This is a genomic window from Oceaniovalibus sp. ACAM 378 (assembly GCF_008085915.1).
Taxonomy (GTDB): domain Bacteria; phylum Pseudomonadota; class Alphaproteobacteria; order Rhodobacterales; family Rhodobacteraceae; genus Oceaniglobus.
This window is the reverse complement of sequence record NZ_VSJK01000018.1, coordinates 69,653-84,798: the sequence shown is the minus strand read 5'-3', so window position 1 is coordinate 84,798 and position 15,146 is coordinate 69,653. Positions and strand designations below refer to the sequence as shown.

11 protein-coding genes are annotated in these 15,146 nt (G+C 62.2%); 7 read left to right on the top strand and 4 right to left on the bottom strand.

Annotated elements, in window-relative coordinates; translation table 11 throughout:
- The first annotated feature begins 89 nt into the window (after nucleotides 1-89).
- A complete protein-coding gene (locus FQ320_RS20325) occupies nucleotides 90-3,485 on the top strand; it encodes a DUF2126 domain-containing protein (RefSeq protein WP_148475160.1) in 3,396 nt (1,131 codons plus the stop codon).
- Nucleotides 3,486-3,981: 496 nt separating this feature from the next.
- A complete protein-coding gene (locus FQ320_RS20320) occupies nucleotides 3,982-5,301 on the top strand; it encodes a cytochrome-c peroxidase (RefSeq protein WP_148475159.1) in 1,320 nt (439 codons plus the stop codon).
- A gap of 6 nt (nucleotides 5,302-5,307) precedes the next feature.
- Here the strand turns inward: FQ320_RS20320 and FQ320_RS20315 are convergent, their stop codons facing one another.
- Nucleotides 5,308-6,876 carry a CRTAC1 family protein gene (locus FQ320_RS20315; protein WP_255509637.1) on the bottom strand — a complete coding sequence of 523 codons (1,569 nt, stop codon included), beginning with the start codon at nucleotides 6,874-6,876 and terminating at the stop codon, nucleotides 5,308-5,310.
- Nucleotides 6,877-7,032: 156 nt separating this feature from the next.
- Here FQ320_RS20315 and FQ320_RS20310 point away from each other — a divergent pair, with 156 nt between their 5' ends.
- The 5 genes from FQ320_RS20310 to xylA all read left to right on the top strand — a co-directional run bounded on the left by FQ320_RS20310 (nucleotide 7,033) and on the right by xylA (nucleotide 13,031).
- Nucleotides 7,033-8,064 carry a substrate-binding domain-containing protein gene (locus FQ320_RS20310; RefSeq protein ID WP_148475158.1) on the top strand — a complete coding sequence of 344 codons (1,032 nt, stop codon included), beginning with the start codon at nucleotides 7,033-7,035 and terminating at the stop codon, nucleotides 8,062-8,064.
- 122 nt (nucleotides 8,065-8,186) lie between these two features.
- Nucleotides 8,187-9,509 carry a sugar ABC transporter permease gene (locus tag FQ320_RS20305; protein ID WP_148475157.1) on the top strand — a complete coding sequence of 441 codons (1,323 nt, stop codon included), beginning with the start codon at nucleotides 8,187-8,189 and terminating at the stop codon, nucleotides 9,507-9,509.
- A 20-nt stretch (nucleotides 9,510-9,529) separates the two neighbouring features.
- Nucleotides 9,530-10,291 (top strand): ATP-binding cassette domain-containing protein, encoded by a 762-nt coding sequence (locus FQ320_RS20300; protein ID WP_148475156.1) that lies wholly within the window; start codon nucleotides 9,530-9,532, stop codon nucleotides 10,289-10,291.
- Entirely contained in the window at nucleotides 10,288-11,727 is a 1,440-nt protein-coding gene (gene xylB / locus FQ320_RS20295) for a xylulokinase (RefSeq protein WP_148475155.1), read from the top strand. The genes FQ320_RS20300 and xylB overlap by 4 nt, the downstream gene beginning before the upstream one ends.
- 2 nt (nucleotides 11,728-11,729) lie before the next feature.
- Nucleotides 11,730-13,031 (top strand): xylose isomerase, encoded by a 1,302-nt coding sequence (gene xylA / locus FQ320_RS20290; RefSeq protein ID WP_148475154.1) that lies wholly within the window; start codon nucleotides 11,730-11,732, stop codon nucleotides 13,029-13,031.
- Between the two features lie 84 nt (nucleotides 13,032-13,115).
- Here xylA and FQ320_RS20285 read toward each other — a convergent pair whose 3' ends face one another.
- From FQ320_RS20285 to FQ320_RS20275, 3 genes are read right to left on the bottom strand one after another with little or no spacing between them, the layout of a single operon-like run.
- The gene (locus tag FQ320_RS20285) at nucleotides 13,116-13,565 is read right to left on the bottom strand and encodes a carboxymuconolactone decarboxylase family protein (RefSeq protein WP_148475153.1); all 450 of its coding nucleotides are present in this window, start codon (nucleotides 13,563-13,565) and stop codon (nucleotides 13,116-13,118) included.
- Nucleotides 13,562-14,215 carry a GntR family transcriptional regulator gene (locus FQ320_RS20280; protein ID WP_148475152.1) on the bottom strand — a complete coding sequence of 218 codons (654 nt, stop codon included), beginning with the start codon at nucleotides 14,213-14,215 and terminating at the stop codon, nucleotides 13,562-13,564. The genes FQ320_RS20285 and FQ320_RS20280 overlap by 4 nt, the downstream gene beginning before the upstream one ends.
- Entirely contained in the window at nucleotides 14,212-15,105 is an 894-nt protein-coding gene (locus tag FQ320_RS20275) for a hydroxymethylglutaryl-CoA lyase (protein WP_148475151.1), read from the bottom strand. The genes FQ320_RS20280 and FQ320_RS20275 overlap by 4 nt, the downstream gene beginning before the upstream one ends.
- Nucleotides 15,106-15,146 lie beyond the last annotated feature (41 nt).

Below are 15,146 nucleotides of genomic sequence, written 5' to 3'. Positions count from 1 at the left end.
GCCCGCAGGCCTGTGCCATACTGCGCACGACACGGGCTTGCACGCTCGATCCGCAAGACCAAATGCCACAGCGCAGCAAGGGGTAATTCATGGCGATTCATGCCAGCATCTATCACCTGACCCATTACCGATACGACCGCCCGGTCACTCTGGGGCCACAGGTGATCCGCCTGCGCCCCGCGCCCCATTCGCGCACCCGGGTGATCTCGCACTCGCTCAAGGTGTCTCCGGGCGGGCATTTCGTGAACCACCAGCAAGATCCCTATGGCAACTGGCTGGCGCGCTTCGTGTTTCCCGAACCGGTGCGCGAGTTGAAGATCGAAGTCGACGTGACCGCCGACATGTCGGTCTATAACCCGTTCGATTTCTTCGTCGAGGCCAGCGCCGAGTTCTGGCCGTTTGAATATCCCGAAGAAATTCGCCCCGATCTGTCGATCTATATGACGCCCGAACCTGCAGGGCCGCATCTGTCGGCATTTCTGGCCGGGGTGTCGCGCGAAAAGATCCATGTGAATGACTTCATCGTCGCACTGAACCGCCGTCTGGCTGATGAAATCGGCTATGTCATCCGGATGGAGCCCGGCGTGCAGACCCCCGAGGAGACATTTGAGTCTGGCAAGGGGTCGTGCCGCGATACGTCGTGGGTGTTGGTCCAGGCCCTGCGCCATCTCGGGTTGGCGGCGCGTTTCGTGTCGGGCTATCTGGTGCAGTTGAAACCCGATCTGGTGGCGCTGGACGGCCCGGTGGGCACCGACAAGGATTTCACCGACCTGCACGCCTGGGCCGAGGTTTATCTGCCCGGCGCGGGCTGGATTGGGCTGGACCCGACCAGCGGGCTTTTGGCCGGTGAATCGCATATTCCGCTGGCCGCCACACCGCATTATCGCAATGCAGCGCCAATTTCCGGCGTGGCCAGTTTTGCCGAGGTCGAATTTGACTTCGACATGTCAGTGACCCGGGTGGCCGAACATCCGCGCATCACCAAACCGTTCTCCGATGCGGCATGGGCCGACCTGAACGCGCTGGGGGCCAAGGTCGACCGCGCTCTGGCCGACGGCGACGTCCGGCTGACCATGGGCGGCGAACCAACCTTTGTCAGCATCGACGATTTCGAGGCCGAGGAATGGAACACCGGCGCCGTTGGCCCGACGAAACGGCAGTTCGCCGACGATCTGATCCGCCGGCTGCGCGAGCGTTTCGCGCCCGGAGGCTTTTTGCACTACGGTCAGGGCAAATGGTATCCCGGTGAAACCCTGCCGCGCTGGACGTTTTCGCTGTACTGGCGCACCGATGGCAAACCGATCTGGCAGAACCCCGACCTGATCGCGATCGAACCGCGTTCGGATACCGCCGATGAGGACGGAGCCGGAACGGCGACGCCCGAAGAGGCCGCGACGCTGCTGGCCGACATGGCCGAAACCCTTGGTGTCCCCGGTGAAAACGTCACCGCGGCTTACGAAGACCCCGGCACCTGGATCCTCAAGGAAAGCAACCTGCCCGACAACGTCACACCAGGCAATTCCATGCTGAGCGACCCTGAAGAGCGTCAGCGCATCGCGCGGGTGTTTGACCGTGGCCTGACCACACCATCGGGATATGTCCTGCCCGTCCAGAAACCGTCGATGAAACCGACACCAATCCAGCCATGGCAGGCGCAATCCTTTTCGGGTTGGCAATCGGAAAAGTGGAAGACGCGGCGCGGTCACCTGTTCCTCGTGCCGGGTGACAGCCCGGTCGGCTATCGGCTGCCGCTGAACGCCCTGCCCCATGTGCCTGAATCGCGCTATCCCCATGTCATCCCGCAGGATCCGTTCGATAGCCGCCCGCCGCTCCCTGATCATACCTCTTCCGCGCGATCACCCAGCGATGCGGAACGCGCGGAAACCCGACAGGCCCGCGCATCGTTCACCGCGTCCGAGCCGCATCAGGACCGCGTCGAACAGAAGATCAGCGAGCTTGAGGGAGAGGTCCGCACCGCCGTTTCCGTCGAACCGCGTGACGGGCGGCTGTGCGTCTTCATGCCGCCGGTCGAGCGGCTGGAGGATTATCTGGAACTGGTCGCGGCGGCCGAAGCAGCGGCGGCCCGACGGGGTGTCGCGGTTCATATCGAAGGCTATGGCCCGCCAGACGATCCACGTCTGAACGTGATCCGCGTCGCGCCAGACCCCGGCGTGGTCGAGGTCAACATCCATCCCGCCGCGAATTGGGACGAATGTGTCGCCACCACCGAAGCAGTATACGACGAGGCCCACAAGTGCCGCCTTGGCGCCGATAAATTCATGATCGACGGGCGTCACACCGGGACCGGCGGCGGCAACCATGTGGTCGTCGGCGGTGCAACTCCCGCCGACAGCCCGTTTCTGCGGCGTCCTGATCTGCTTGCCTCGCTGATCCTGTTCTGGAACCGGCATCCATCGCTGTCCTATCTTTTCTCGGGCATGTTCGTCGGACCGACGTCTCAGGCGCCCCGGATGGACGAGGCGCGGCAGGATGCGCTGTATGAACTTGAAATTGCGCTGGCGCAGGTGCCGCTGCCCGGGCAAGGCACAGCCCCTGCGCCCTGGCTGGTGGACCGGTTGTTCCGCAATCTGCTGGTCGATGTCACCGGCAACACCCACCGCGCCGAAATCTGCATCGACAAGCTGTATTCGCCCGACGGACCCACCGGGCGGCTGGGGCTTGTCGAATTTCGCGGCTTTGAAATGCCACCCGATCCGCGCATGTCTCTGGCGCAACAACTGTTGCTGCGCGCCATCATCGCGCGGATGTGGGCAGATCCGATCAAGGGCCCGCTGACCCGCTGGGGCACCACTCTGGCCGACCGGTTCATGCTGCCGCATTTCATCTGGACCGATTTCCTGGACGTGCTGCGCGACCTGTCCGATCACGGATTCGACCTGTCGCCGGACTGGTTTCAGGCGCAGGCCGAATTCCGTTTCCCGTTCTGCGGCCAGGTTGAATACGAAGGAGTGCATCTGGAAATCCGCCAGGCGCTGGAACCCTGGCACGTTCTTGGCGAAACCGGCGCCATCGGTGGCACCGTGCGTTATACCGACAGTTCGGTAGAGCGCATGCAGGCCAAACTGACCGCCGCCGACCCCGAGCGTTTTATCCTGACCTGCAACCGCCGCCCGGTTCCGATGACCGCCACGGGCATCGCCGGGCAAAGCGTCGGTGCGGTGCGGTTCAAGGCGTGGCAACCACCGCTGGCGCTGCATCCGGTCCTGCCCGTCGATGCGCCGCTGACCTTCGATATCTTCGACACCTGGACTGGAAAATCACTCGGCGGCTGCATCTGTCACGTCGCCCATCCGGGCGGTCGCAGCTATGATACCTTCCCGGTGAACGGCAACGAAGCCGAGGCCCGCCGCCTGTCCCGATTCGAACCGCACGGGCATACCGCCGGCAATTGGCAACCTCAGGTTGAACGCGCTCATCCTGAGTTTCCTATGACGCGAGATCTTCGCCGAATGCCAAATTATTAGGCGGTTTATTGACATTCAACATGGACAAGCCGTCTCGGTGACGCCAAAATTTTATGACCGGATCCAGAGATCTGGGGGCGTGCGTCGTGGGAGGAGACTCGACGCCGCCCAGCTGCCCCATTAGGTGCGCGGCTGGGCGAAATGTCGCCAGCGTCGCCCCCGGTCAGGGCTCGGAGAACGAGTTCGACCGGGGCGATGAACTTTTCAGAACGCATCGATGATCCGCCATCTTACAGTCTGACGCCGGGATCGAAGCGCTCGAGTTTGCCGCCCGAAACGGCGCGCCATCCGAACCACCGACCGGCAAACTACGGCGCCGAACATGTCACCCGAAATCCACGTCTCTGCTGTTGAACTGTGACGGGCAACCGTTCCGTGTAATGCTTGGCGACGCGGAACTTGTTTCGGCGCAGTCCGGCATGCAGAATGCGATCAATGCCCCTTTGCGGGTGACGGATCTGCCACGTTGCGCCTGTGCGCGCCTTGAAAGTGTGCCATGAGATTGCTTTGCCTTGCTCTTGCCGCCCTGCCCGCCGCCACCTTTGCGGGTGGCCCGAGCGATCACTGGCCTGCCCCCGTCACTGATGATCTTTATCTGCCGGTGGACCGGGCCGAGGCCGAGCTGGGCCGCCTGCTGTTCTGGGATCCAGTCTTGTCCGGCAATCGCAACATTTCTTGCGCCACCTGCCATCACCCCCGATTCGCCACCGCCGACGGTCTGGCGCTGGGTGTTGGTGAGGGTGGCATCGGGCTTGGCCCCGACCGCCGCGCCGACCCCGACAATCCGCCCGAAGAACGCATCCCGCGTAATTCGCCCGCGCTGTTCAATCTGGGTGCGCGGGAAATGACAGTTCTGTTCCACGATGGCCGGGTGCAGGCAGATGCATCGCGGCCTTCCGGCATGCGCACCCCGATGGAAGACGAAATGCTGACCGGGTTTTCGGGGGTTTTATCGGCACAGACAATGTTCCCCGTGCTCAGCGCCGACGAAATGGCCGGGCATTATTCCGAAAACGATGTGGCGCAAGCGGTTCGGCTGGGGATGATCACCGGGTCGCACGGCGCTTGGGATATCCTGTCGGCCCGGGTGGCCGCAATCCCCGAGTATCGTCAGCGGTTCGATCAAGTCTATCCGGAGATTGCAGCGGGGCGCGACATCGGGTTCACCGATATTTCCAACGCCATCGCGGCTTTTGTCGCATTTGAGTGGCGGTCGGACGGGTCACAGTTCGATGCTGTGCTGCGTGGCGAGCGACAGCTCGACGGCACTTCGGCCAAGGGTGCCGAACTGTTTTTCGGCGATGGAGGCTGTGCCGCCTGCCACTCCGGCCCCTTCCAGACCGATCAGGGATTTCATGCCATGGGCGTGCCGCAGTTCGGTCCGGGCAAGGCGGCGCGGTTCGAAAACCACACCCGTGACGAAGGCCGGATGGAGGTGACGGGCAATCCCGCGGACGCCTTTGCCTTTCGCACGCCATCGTTGCGCAATGTCGAATTCACCGGGCCCTATGGCCACACGGGAGCATTTGCAGAATTGTCGGATTTTGTACAGTTTCACGCTGATCCTGTGGCAAAAAGCAACGATATTGTCGTGAATGTCCATCTTCCGAAAGACATTGACCCCCGGGACACGCCGGTCGATCCGGTAATGCAGGCGGAAATCCTGAGCGCAGTCACCACCCGCCCTGTCACGCTGGACGACGCCGACATTGCCGCGCTGGTTGCGTTTTTGCGCACCCTTTCCGATCCGGTCGCGCTCGCAGGTCGGCTTGGCATCCCCGGTGCGGTGCCCAGCGGATCGCCCATCGACCGCTGAACCGGGTCAGCGCGACAGCGTGATCCGGCTGTTCGCCGCGACATCCTGCCATGGACCGGGAGCACCGTTCAGGATCAGCCGAACAGCCGCGCCGCGCAGCGTTCCCAGTCCGAAATGATGCAACCCCGCCTGACCGCTCGCATGGCCACCGCCCACGGTGATCTCGCGAGACTCAACCCGCCCATCCGGCAGGCGCAGTTCAAGAAAACCACCGACGCCATGGGTGTTGGGCGGCCCGGCAGAAACTTCAACCTGCAACCAGCCGCCCACCGGATCTGTGACGTTTTCATGGATCTCAAGCGGCGCACGGCGGTTCACCACCACAAGATCCAGCCGCCCGTCGAGGTTCAGATCATACAGCCCCGCCCCCCGGCTGCGATGCGGACTGGCCACGCCCGCCTCTGCGCCGCGATCGACAAACGGGCCGTCAGGCGTGCGGATCAACAGGTTGTTGGGGTCTTTCGCCGCATTGCCCGGCATCTGATCGACGTTGCCCTTTGCCACGAACAGATCGGACCAGCCGTCATTGTCCACATCGCCGAATTCGGCGTGCCACCCGGTCGAAGGCCGCCCGTCGTCTCCCGTTGACGGGCGCTGCACATAGCTGCCGAAACTGTAAGGCACGTTTTCATAGACCCCACCGGGGAGCGCGAATTGCAACAACTGATCGCCCATCGAAGTCAGCATCACTTCGGACAGACCGTTTCCGGTAATATCGCGGCTGGCAATGCCCATGCCCCACAGGAAAAGGTCCGGCCACCCGTCATCCGGTCCCAGAAAACGGCCCGCTGCCATGTCGTACATCTGTTCCGATCCGCCGCGCACGTAATAGTGTCGGTCATTGCTGATCCGCAGATCGGCGCGGCCCTGCCGTTTCCAGTCGGAAAACAGCATCGACAGCGCACAGAACCCGGGCGCAAGGGTGGTCGCGTCATATCCCCCTGCAATGGGCCGCATCAGCACATTGGTGTCGCAGGTCCCGAACGGCCCCTTCGGATTGCTGCGGTCGACGTAATTGCCAAAGACGAGCACCGGGCGATCCGCGCCCGCCTCCCATGTTGCGGAAAACGCTGTGGTCCAGCCTTGGCCCGGGTCGATGCCCCATGCCTTGGTCGCGTCCTCAAAAGTGCAGTCACCGCGTCCGCGCAGCATGACATTCGCCCCCGCCCGCAACACTGCCAGATCAAGCAGACCGTCGCCGTCAACGTCCAGCGGATAGGCCCCGGGGACGCCGGTAAGCGGAGTTAAATCGCCCAAACCAAAGCGGATCGCACCGCCAGCCAGCGACCGATTGATCAGCAGCGTCGCGGGATTTTCGCCGCCAGCGACAAACAGATCAGCGAAACCATCGCTGTTGCAATCGAATATCGCCACACCACCGCCGACGAAATGCTCCCATCCGCCGTCATAGATGTGCTGCACCGGCAGGTCCGCCGATCGGTCGATGAATCGCACCCCGGCCACAGCAGGCGCTGCGGCCGCAGAGAGCGCCAACAGACACAAGACCGCCGCGCGGACCACCGCACCAGGGGCCGCCTTTGGTTTCCCGGTACCCGCAACGTCTTTCTGTGTCACCGCAAATGCCCTTCTCCGCTCGCGGCACCGTCGCGCACTTTGGATCGCGCCGCAAACTATCTGTTTTGACAGGTGAAATGAATCTCGCCATGGTGAGTTGGCAAACACTGCAACTGACTGCCGCCCGAGAGCGGTGGCAGCATCCGGGAGGAAACCATGCGCCTTACGCTTATGGCAGCCGCTGCGCTGTCCACATCACTTACATCCATGGCCTTTGCCGACGCCCATTCGATGACCGTCGGCGTCAGCTGGTCGAACTTTCAGGAAGAGCGCTGGAAGACCGACGAAGCCGCGATCAAGGCCAAGCTTGAGGAATTGGGCGCAACCTATATCTCGTCCGACGCACAGGCCTCTGCCGCAAAACAATTGACCGATGTCGAGGCGCTGATCGCACAGGGTGCGGACGCGCTGATCATTCTGGCCATGGATAAAGACGCCATCGGCCCGGCGCTCGACCAGGCCGCCGCCGAGGAAATCCCGGTCGTCGGCTATGACCGTCTGATCGAAGATCCGCGCGCCTTTTACCTGACCTTTGACAACAAGGGTGTCGGCAGCATCATCGCCGAAACCGTGCAGGGTGTTGCGGGCGATGGCAATTATGCGATCATCAAGGGCGATCCGGGCGATCCCAACGCGCAGTTCCTGCTGGACGGAATGATGGAAGTCATCGGCGGCGCTGTCGATGGCGGCAGCATCAAGATCGTCGGCGAGGCGTTCAGCGACGGCTGGAAGCCGGAAAATGCCCAGAAAAACATGGAGCAGATCCTGACCGCCAACAACAATGATGTTGACGCGGTTCTGGTCGAGAACGACGGCATGGCCGGTGGCGTCATCGCCGCATTGGCCGCACAGGGTCTGACCATTCCGGTGGGCGGACAGGACGGCGACCTTGCCGCGCTGAACCGGGTTGCACGGGGCACACAGACCGTTTCGGTCTGGAAGAACAGTCGCGATCTGGGCGGTGCCGCTGCCGAAATCGCCGTGGCGATGGCAAAGGGTGCCGCACTTGGCGATATCGAGGGTGCCGAAAAGTGGTCGGGCGGGGAAAAGGGTGTTGAGATGAACGCGATCTTCCTCAAGCCGACGCCGATCACCAAAGAGACGCTAAATCTGGTCATTGATGCCGGTCACATCTCCAAGGAACAGGCCTGCGAAGGCGCGGCGGACGACGTCGCCGCCTGCAAGTAAGACGTGCGCGGCGCGGCGATCCCTTGTCGCCGCGCCACATCTGATTTCCCCGGACCGAACCTTGCGCGCCACCGCATTCAATCGCACGCACAGTCGATCCCCGCTATGCTGGACCCAACCTCATGAGCGATTCCGTCTCACCGCCCGCCGATCCGATAAAACCGCGGGATGGTCTGCTGACCCGTTTCCTGAAGGCGACCGAGCTTGACACCCGTCTGATCGGCATGGTCGGAGCGCTGGCGCTGATCTGGGTCGGGTTTCACCTCTATGGTGCGCTGGTCAATAATTTCGGCGCTTTCCTGACCCCCCGCAACCTGTGGAATCTTTCGGTTCAGACATCGTCCATCGGCATCATGGCGACCGGCATGGTTCTGGTCATCGTGACGCGGCACATCGACCTGTCTGTCGGGTCAATTCTGGGCTTCTGTGCCGTGGTGATGGGGATGTTGCAGGTGTATATCCTGCCACCGATCCTTGGCCTTGGGCATCCGATGATCTGGATCATTGCCGTCGTCGCCGGGATGGTCACCGGTGCCTGTGTCGGCGCGTTACAGGGCGCACTTATTGCCTATTTGAAAATTCCGGCCTTTATCGTCACCCTCGGCGGGCTGCTGGTCTGGCGTGGTACGGGGTTTCTGATCGCGCGGGGCGAAACGATTTCGCCGGTTGATCCCACATTCGCCCTGCTGGGCGGCGGGCCATATGGAGCGATCGGTGCGACCGGCAGTTGGATCGTCGGCGCGCTGGCCTGTATCGGCATCGTCGCGCTGAGCCTGAACGGGAGACGCCAGCGGCGCAAGTTCAAGTTCGCCCTGCGCCCGGTCTGGGCCGATGTGTTTCTGGCGGTTCTGGCCTGTGGTGTGGCCATTGGCGCAGTGCTTTTGGTGAATTCCTATCCCTGGCCAAAGGGAATCGTGCGCCAATATGCACAACGAGAGGGGATCAAGGTGCCCGAAGAGGGGATCTTCATCAGCCACGGTTTCGCCATTCCGGTGCTGATCCTGATCACGGTCGGCATTCTGATGACCATCCTGATGAACCGCACGCGTTTTGGCCGCTATGTGTTCGCCATCGGCGGCAACCCCGAGGCGGCGGAACTGGCCGGAATCAACACCCGGATGATGACGGTCAAGATCTTCGCGATGATGGGTTTTCTGGCCGGGCTGTCGGCGGTCGTCGCCAGTGCGCGGCTGAATTCGGCCACCAACGCCTTGGGCACGCTGGACGAACTTTATGTCATCGCCGCAGCGGTGATCGGTGGCACCTCGCTGGCCGGGGGGATCGGCACGATCTATGGTGCAATCCTTGGCGCACTGGTGATGCAATCGTTGCAGACCGGCATGGTGCTGATCGGCTTTGACGCCGCCATCCAGCAGGTTGTGGTCGGCTCGGTCCTGGTGCTGGCCGTGTATCTCGACATCCTGTATCGCGGCAAATCCAAGTGAGGCCGGAAATGGAAACTGAAATGACTGACAGATCCGGAACCCCGCTGGTCGAGTTGCGCGACATCTCGATTGCCTTTGGCGGCATCAAGGCGGTCGATCGTGTCTCTGTCGATCTGTATCCCGGCGAGGTCGTGGGCGTGCTGGGCCACAATGGCGCAGGCAAATCGACGCTGATCAAATGCCTCTCCGGTGCGTATCAGGCGGATTCGGGCGAGATTTTCGTCAACGGCGAAAAGGCGGTAATCAAAAATCCCCGCGATGCGCGATCCTATAACATCGAAACGATCTATCAGACGCTGGCCTTGGCCGACAATCTGGATGCCGCATCGAACCTGTTTCTGGGGCGCGAGCTGGTCACGCGGCTGGGGTTCGTGGACGATGCGCAGATGGAGGCCGAGACGCGCAAGATCATGTATCGACTGAACCCGAACTTTAAAAATTTCGCTTCACCCGTGTCGGCGCTGTCCGGCGGACAAAGGCAATCGGTGGCCATCGCGCGGGCGGTGTATTTCAACGCGCGTATCCTGATCATGGACGAACCCACCGCCGCTTTGGGACCGCAGGAAACCAAGATGGTGGGCGAGCTGATCGCCGAGTTGAAACGTCAGGGGCTTGGCATCTTCCTGATTTCCCATGATATCCATGACGTGATGGAGCTGTGCGACCGGATCTCCGTGATGAAGAACGGCCAATTGGTCGGCACCGAAAACGTAGCAGATGTGACCGACGACGATATCCTCGGGATGATCATTCTGGGCAAGAAACCTGAAAGAGTGGCATGAGCAGTTATATCGGACTCGACCTTGGCACCTCATCGCTCAAGGCGATCCTGATCGACGAAGATCAGCGCGTTCTTGCAGAACATACCGTGCCACTGACGGTGCAGCGGCCCCACGACGGCTGGTCGGAACAAGACCCGGCAAGCTGGTGCAGCGCGGCTGTCGAGGCCCTGCGCGCCCTGCGAGAACAGAACGATTGCCGCGATGTTGCGGGGCTGGGTCTGTCGGGGCATATGCACGGCGCGACGCTGATCGACGGCGACGATCAGGTGCTGCGCCCTTGCATGCTGTGGAACGACACACGCTCAGCCGAACAGGCGGCGGCAATGGACGCCGATCCGCAATTCCGCGCGATCACCGGCAATATCGTGTTCCCCGGATTTACCGCGCCCAAGGTCGATTGGGTCCGCGAAAACGAACCCGACACTTTCGCGCGCATCGCCAAAACACTGTTGCCCAAGGATTATCTGCGGCTATTCCTGACCGGCAACCATGTCTCCGAAATGTCCGACGCAGCCGGAACCGCATGGTTCGACACCGGCGCGCGGGATTGGTCCGACGAGCTGCTCACGGCTTGCCACCTGTCACGCGGACAGATGCCGGACCTTGTGGAAGGCTCGGCGCCATCAGGGAACCTGCGCGACAAGCTGGCCGTGGACCTTGATCTGCCCGCGATAACCGTCGCCGGGGGGGCGGGTGACAATGCCGCCGCTGCCATCGGTGCGGGCGTGGTGCAGGACGGCGGCGCGTTCCTATCGCTTGGCACATCGGGCGTCTTGTTCGCCGCCAACGCAGGATACCGCCCCGATCCGGCCAGCGCCGTGCACAGCTTTTGCCATGCGGTGCCGGACACATGGCATCAAATGGGCGTGATCCTTGCCGCGTCGGACGCGCTGCAATGGTTGTCACGCCTGACCGGGCAATCCGCCGCCAAACTCACCGGCGATCTGGGGCCGCTGACGGCACCGACGCGGACCTTGTTCCTGCCCTATCTCGGGGGCGAAAGGACGCCGCACAATGATGCGGCGATCCGTGGACAGTTTCTGCATCTGGACCACGCCACCGATGCCAAAGCGGCAACCCGCGCCGTGCTGGAAGGCGTCGCCTTTGCCTTCGCCGACTGCCGCGATGCACTGGCATCGACCGGCACGCGGATCGACCGGGCGCTGGCGCTGGGTGGCGGGGCCAGATCGGATTACTGGCTGAGCGCCATCGCCACGGCGCTTGATATCACGCTGGACGTTCCCGAGGCGGGGGATTTCGGCGCGGCCCTGGGCGCCGCACGGCTGGGCATGATGGCCGCAACCGGGGCCGGCGCCGAGATCGCGACCCCGCCCCCCATCGCCCACAGCATCGCGCCCGACCGCGCGCTGACACAGGCTTTCACCGATCAAAATGCGCGTTACCGCGCGGCCTATGACCTGCTTAAGGACCACTGAACATGAGCTTTTTCGACGGTATCGCCCCGGTTTCCTTTCAAGGTGCCGACAGCACCTCAGACCTTGCCTTCCGCCACTATGACCCGGACGAATTGGTCATGGGCAAACGGATGGAGGATCACCTGCGGTTCACCTGCGCCTGGTGGCATTCCTTTGCCTGGCCGGGTGGCGATCCGTTCGGTGGCCAGACATTTCAACGTCCGTGGTTCAAGGAGGACGACCTCGCAGCGGCCAAGGTAAAAGCCGATGCCGCCTTCGATCTGTTCGATATTCTCGGCGTGCCATTCTTTTGTTTCCATGACGCCGACATCCGCCCCGAGGCCGACAGTTTTGCCGCAACCGCCCGCAATCTGGCAGAAATGGTCGATTACATCGGCGAAAAGATGGAAACATCGAAAACAAAACTGCTCTGGGGCACGGCGAACCTGTTCACCCACCGGCGTTTCATGTCCGGGGCGGCCACCAACCCCGACCCGGATGTCTTTGCCTGGTCGGCGGCCACGGTAAAAACCTGCATGGACGCAACGATGAAACTGGGTGGGCAGAACTATGTCCTGTGGGGCGGGCGCGAAGGTTATGAAACCCTGCTGAACACCGACCTGACCCGTGAAGCGGAACAGGCCGGAGCGTTCCTGTCGAAGGTCGTGGAGTACAAGCACAAGATCGGTTTCAAGGGCGCAATCCTGATCGAGCCGAAACCTCAGGAACCGACCAAACACCAATACGACTATGACGTTGCCACCGTTTACGGCTTTCTGAAACGGTTCGGACTTGAGAATGAGGTGCAGGTGAACATCGAACAGGGTCATGCAATTCTGGCCGGGCATTCGTTCGAACACGAACTTGCCATGGCCGCGTCGCTTGGCATTTTCGGCTCCATCGATATGAACCGCAACGACTATCAGTCCGGCTGGGACACCGATCAGTTTCCCGACAACCCGCGCGAGGCGACGCTTGCTTATTACGAAGTGCTGCGCGCTGGTGGATTCACGACGGGGGGCACCAACTTTGATGCGAAACTGCGGCGCCAATCGCTGGACCCTATCGATCTGGTCGCAGCGCATGTGGGCGGCATGGACGTTTGCGCCCGCGGGCTGAAGGCAGCGGCGGCGATGCTGAGCGACGGCGTGCTGGAGGATGCGCGGGCGGCGCGCTATGCCGGATGGACCACCCCCGAGGCGCAGGCGATGCTGGGACAGTCGCTGGACCAGATTCACGACGCGGTCGTGACCGCCGACCCACGCCCTGAACCGCGTTCGGGACGACAGGAGAGTCTGGAAAACGTCGTGTCGCGATATATCTGACCAGCATCCTGACCGGAGGGGAGACGAATTTTCGAAGAAAATTTGGGCCTCCGGCGGGAGTATTTAGGCAAGGAGAAGCCGGGGTCAGTCTTTGTTCGACCGGTCCGGCCGTAATTGGAAGGCAACGCTTGCGCGATTCCAAGAATTGATCGTCGTCACGACGAAGGTCAACTCGCACAGCGCCCGATCATCGAAGGACGCGCTTACGGATTCGTAAATATCGTCAGAAACGCCATCCTTTGGCAGGTCGGTCAGAGTTTCGGCCCAGAGCAAGGCTGCCTTTTCGCGGGTGTCGAACAGCGGTGAGTCGCGCCAGACCGCAAGGTGATGCAGCCGCGTGTCGGTTTCGCCGAAACCCTTTGCGTGGCGGATGTGGGTATCGACGCAAAAGGCGCAGCGGTTCATCTGTGAGACGCGGACGTTGACCAGTTCGCGCGTGCGGTCGTCGATGCCGGTGTCGCGCAGCGTCCGGGTGAAGGCCATCAAACCGCGGGTCAGATCGGCGGCGACGCGGGTATAGTCTGGCCGGGTCATCCGCGGCCCCGGGCGGCGGTTTTGGCGGACATGATATGGGCCGACATGACGTGCTCGGCCCAGGTTTCCGAGCGCGCCGCAATCGCATCGGTCAGTTCGATATGGTGACGCAGCGACCGTTTCAGATCGTCGGCCGAGTATACCTCATAGGTTCGCGCCACCAGCCCCACATCCACGGCAAGACTGAGCAGCGCCTGCAATCGGGGCGCGCGGGCGGCCTCGGCCACTGTGCGGTGGAATCTTTCGTTGGCCCGAGCGATGATTTCGTAATCCATCGGTGATTTCGGCGGCAGCGCCGCCGCCATTTCGGTGCAGGTGTCGCGCAGCGCCGAGATCTGGTCGATTGTTGCAAAAGTAGCAGCACGACGGGCTGCATAGCCTTCCAAACGGCAGCGAATGTCGAAAACCTGCTCGATCTCGTCCTGCGGGAACTGCGCCACACGAGTGGTGTAGCCTTGCTGTTTCTCGACAAACCCCTCGAGAATCAGGCGGCTGATCGCCTCGCGGACCGGGGTGCGCGAGAGGCCCAGATCGGCTGCGAGACGTTGCTCGGTCAGGCGTTCGCCTTCTTCCAGTTCACCGGTCAGAATTGCACGGCGGATCGAGAGATATGCCTGCTCGGCCGCCGGTAGTTTGGGCGTTTCCGTCATGCAGCCGCATTCGGAAACCCGCCTGCCTTCATCACCATTCCCGGCACTTCATGCCCCAGTTGAGCCTGCAGCCATTCGGCGGTTTCGATCGCGAGGTCCAGATCCATGCCGGTTTTGACCCCCGACCTGTGGAGCATGTAAAGCAGATCTTCGGTCGCGATGTTGCCGGTGGCGCGCGGCGCGAATGGGCAACCGCCGACACCGCCAAAGGACGCATCCAGCGCCCGTGCTCCGGCCTCGATCCCGGCCCAGGCGTTTGCGATCCCGGTGTTGCGGGTGTTGTGCAGGTGCAGGCGGATTGGCATGTCGGGAAAGGCACGACGCACGGCCCCGACCCGTTCGGTTACGTCGCGCGGGGTGGCGACGCCGATCGTATCGGCCAGCGCGATTTCCACCGGGTTTGCGGCCACGCAGGATTCGACCACCTGCATCAGGCGGGCCAGCGGCACTTCGCCTTCGAACGGGCAACCGAAGGAGGCAGCGATGGTCACCGCAATGCGGATCGGCTGGGGTTCGGCAGCGATTTCGCGGAATGCCGCGATGCTGTCTTCGGTCCCGACACCTTGGTTCTTGCGGCTGAAGGTGTCCGAGGCGACGACGACAAAGTTCGCCTCGTCCAGCCCGGTCGCCAGCGCCCGGTCAAACCCGCGCCGGTTCAGCGTCAGGCCGATGTGTTTGCCAGTGCCCCGTGCCAGCGCATTTGCCACGGCCTCGGCATCGGCCATCTGCGGCACCCGTTTGGGATTTACGAAACTGGTCACCTCGATCCGCCCTGCCCCGGCCTCGGTCGCGCGGCGAATCAACTCAAGTTTTGTATCCGTAGACAGCAAAGTCTTTTCATTTTGTATGCCGTCACGCGGAGAAACCTCGATAATTTCGACATGATCCATAAAATTCGCCAAACCTGTTTGATTTTTGCATACAGTCTTTT

Coding starts and splice junctions, on each gene's coding strand:
- FQ320_RS20305 (WP_148475157.1), top strand. CDS start 8,187: ATGAGCGATTCCGTCTCACCGCCCGCCGATCCGATAAAACCGCGGGAT.
- xylB (WP_148475155.1), top strand. CDS start 10,288: ATGAGCAGTTATATCGGACTCGACCTTGGCACCTCATCGCTCAAGGCG.
- FQ320_RS20300 (WP_148475156.1), top strand. CDS start 9,530: ATGACTGACAGATCCGGAACCCCGCTGGTCGAGTTGCGCGACATCTCG.
- FQ320_RS20320 (WP_148475159.1), top strand. CDS start 3,982: ATGAGATTGCTTTGCCTTGCTCTTGCCGCCCTGCCCGCCGCCACCTTT.
- FQ320_RS20310 (WP_148475158.1), top strand. CDS start 7,033: ATGCGCCTTACGCTTATGGCAGCCGCTGCGCTGTCCACATCACTTACA.
- FQ320_RS20275 (WP_148475151.1), bottom strand. CDS start 15,105: ATGGATCATGTCGAAATTATCGAGGTTTCTCCGCGTGACGGCATACAA.
- FQ320_RS20280 (WP_148475152.1), bottom strand. CDS start 14,215: ATGACGGAAACGCCCAAACTACCGGCGGCCGAGCAGGCATATCTCTCG.
- FQ320_RS20325 (WP_148475160.1), top strand. CDS start 90: ATGGCGATTCATGCCAGCATCTATCACCTGACCCATTACCGATACGAC.
- FQ320_RS20285 (WP_148475153.1), bottom strand. CDS start 13,565: ATGACCCGGCCAGACTATACCCGCGTCGCCGCCGATCTGACCCGCGGT.
- xylA (WP_148475154.1), top strand. CDS start 11,730: ATGAGCTTTTTCGACGGTATCGCCCCGGTTTCCTTTCAAGGTGCCGAC.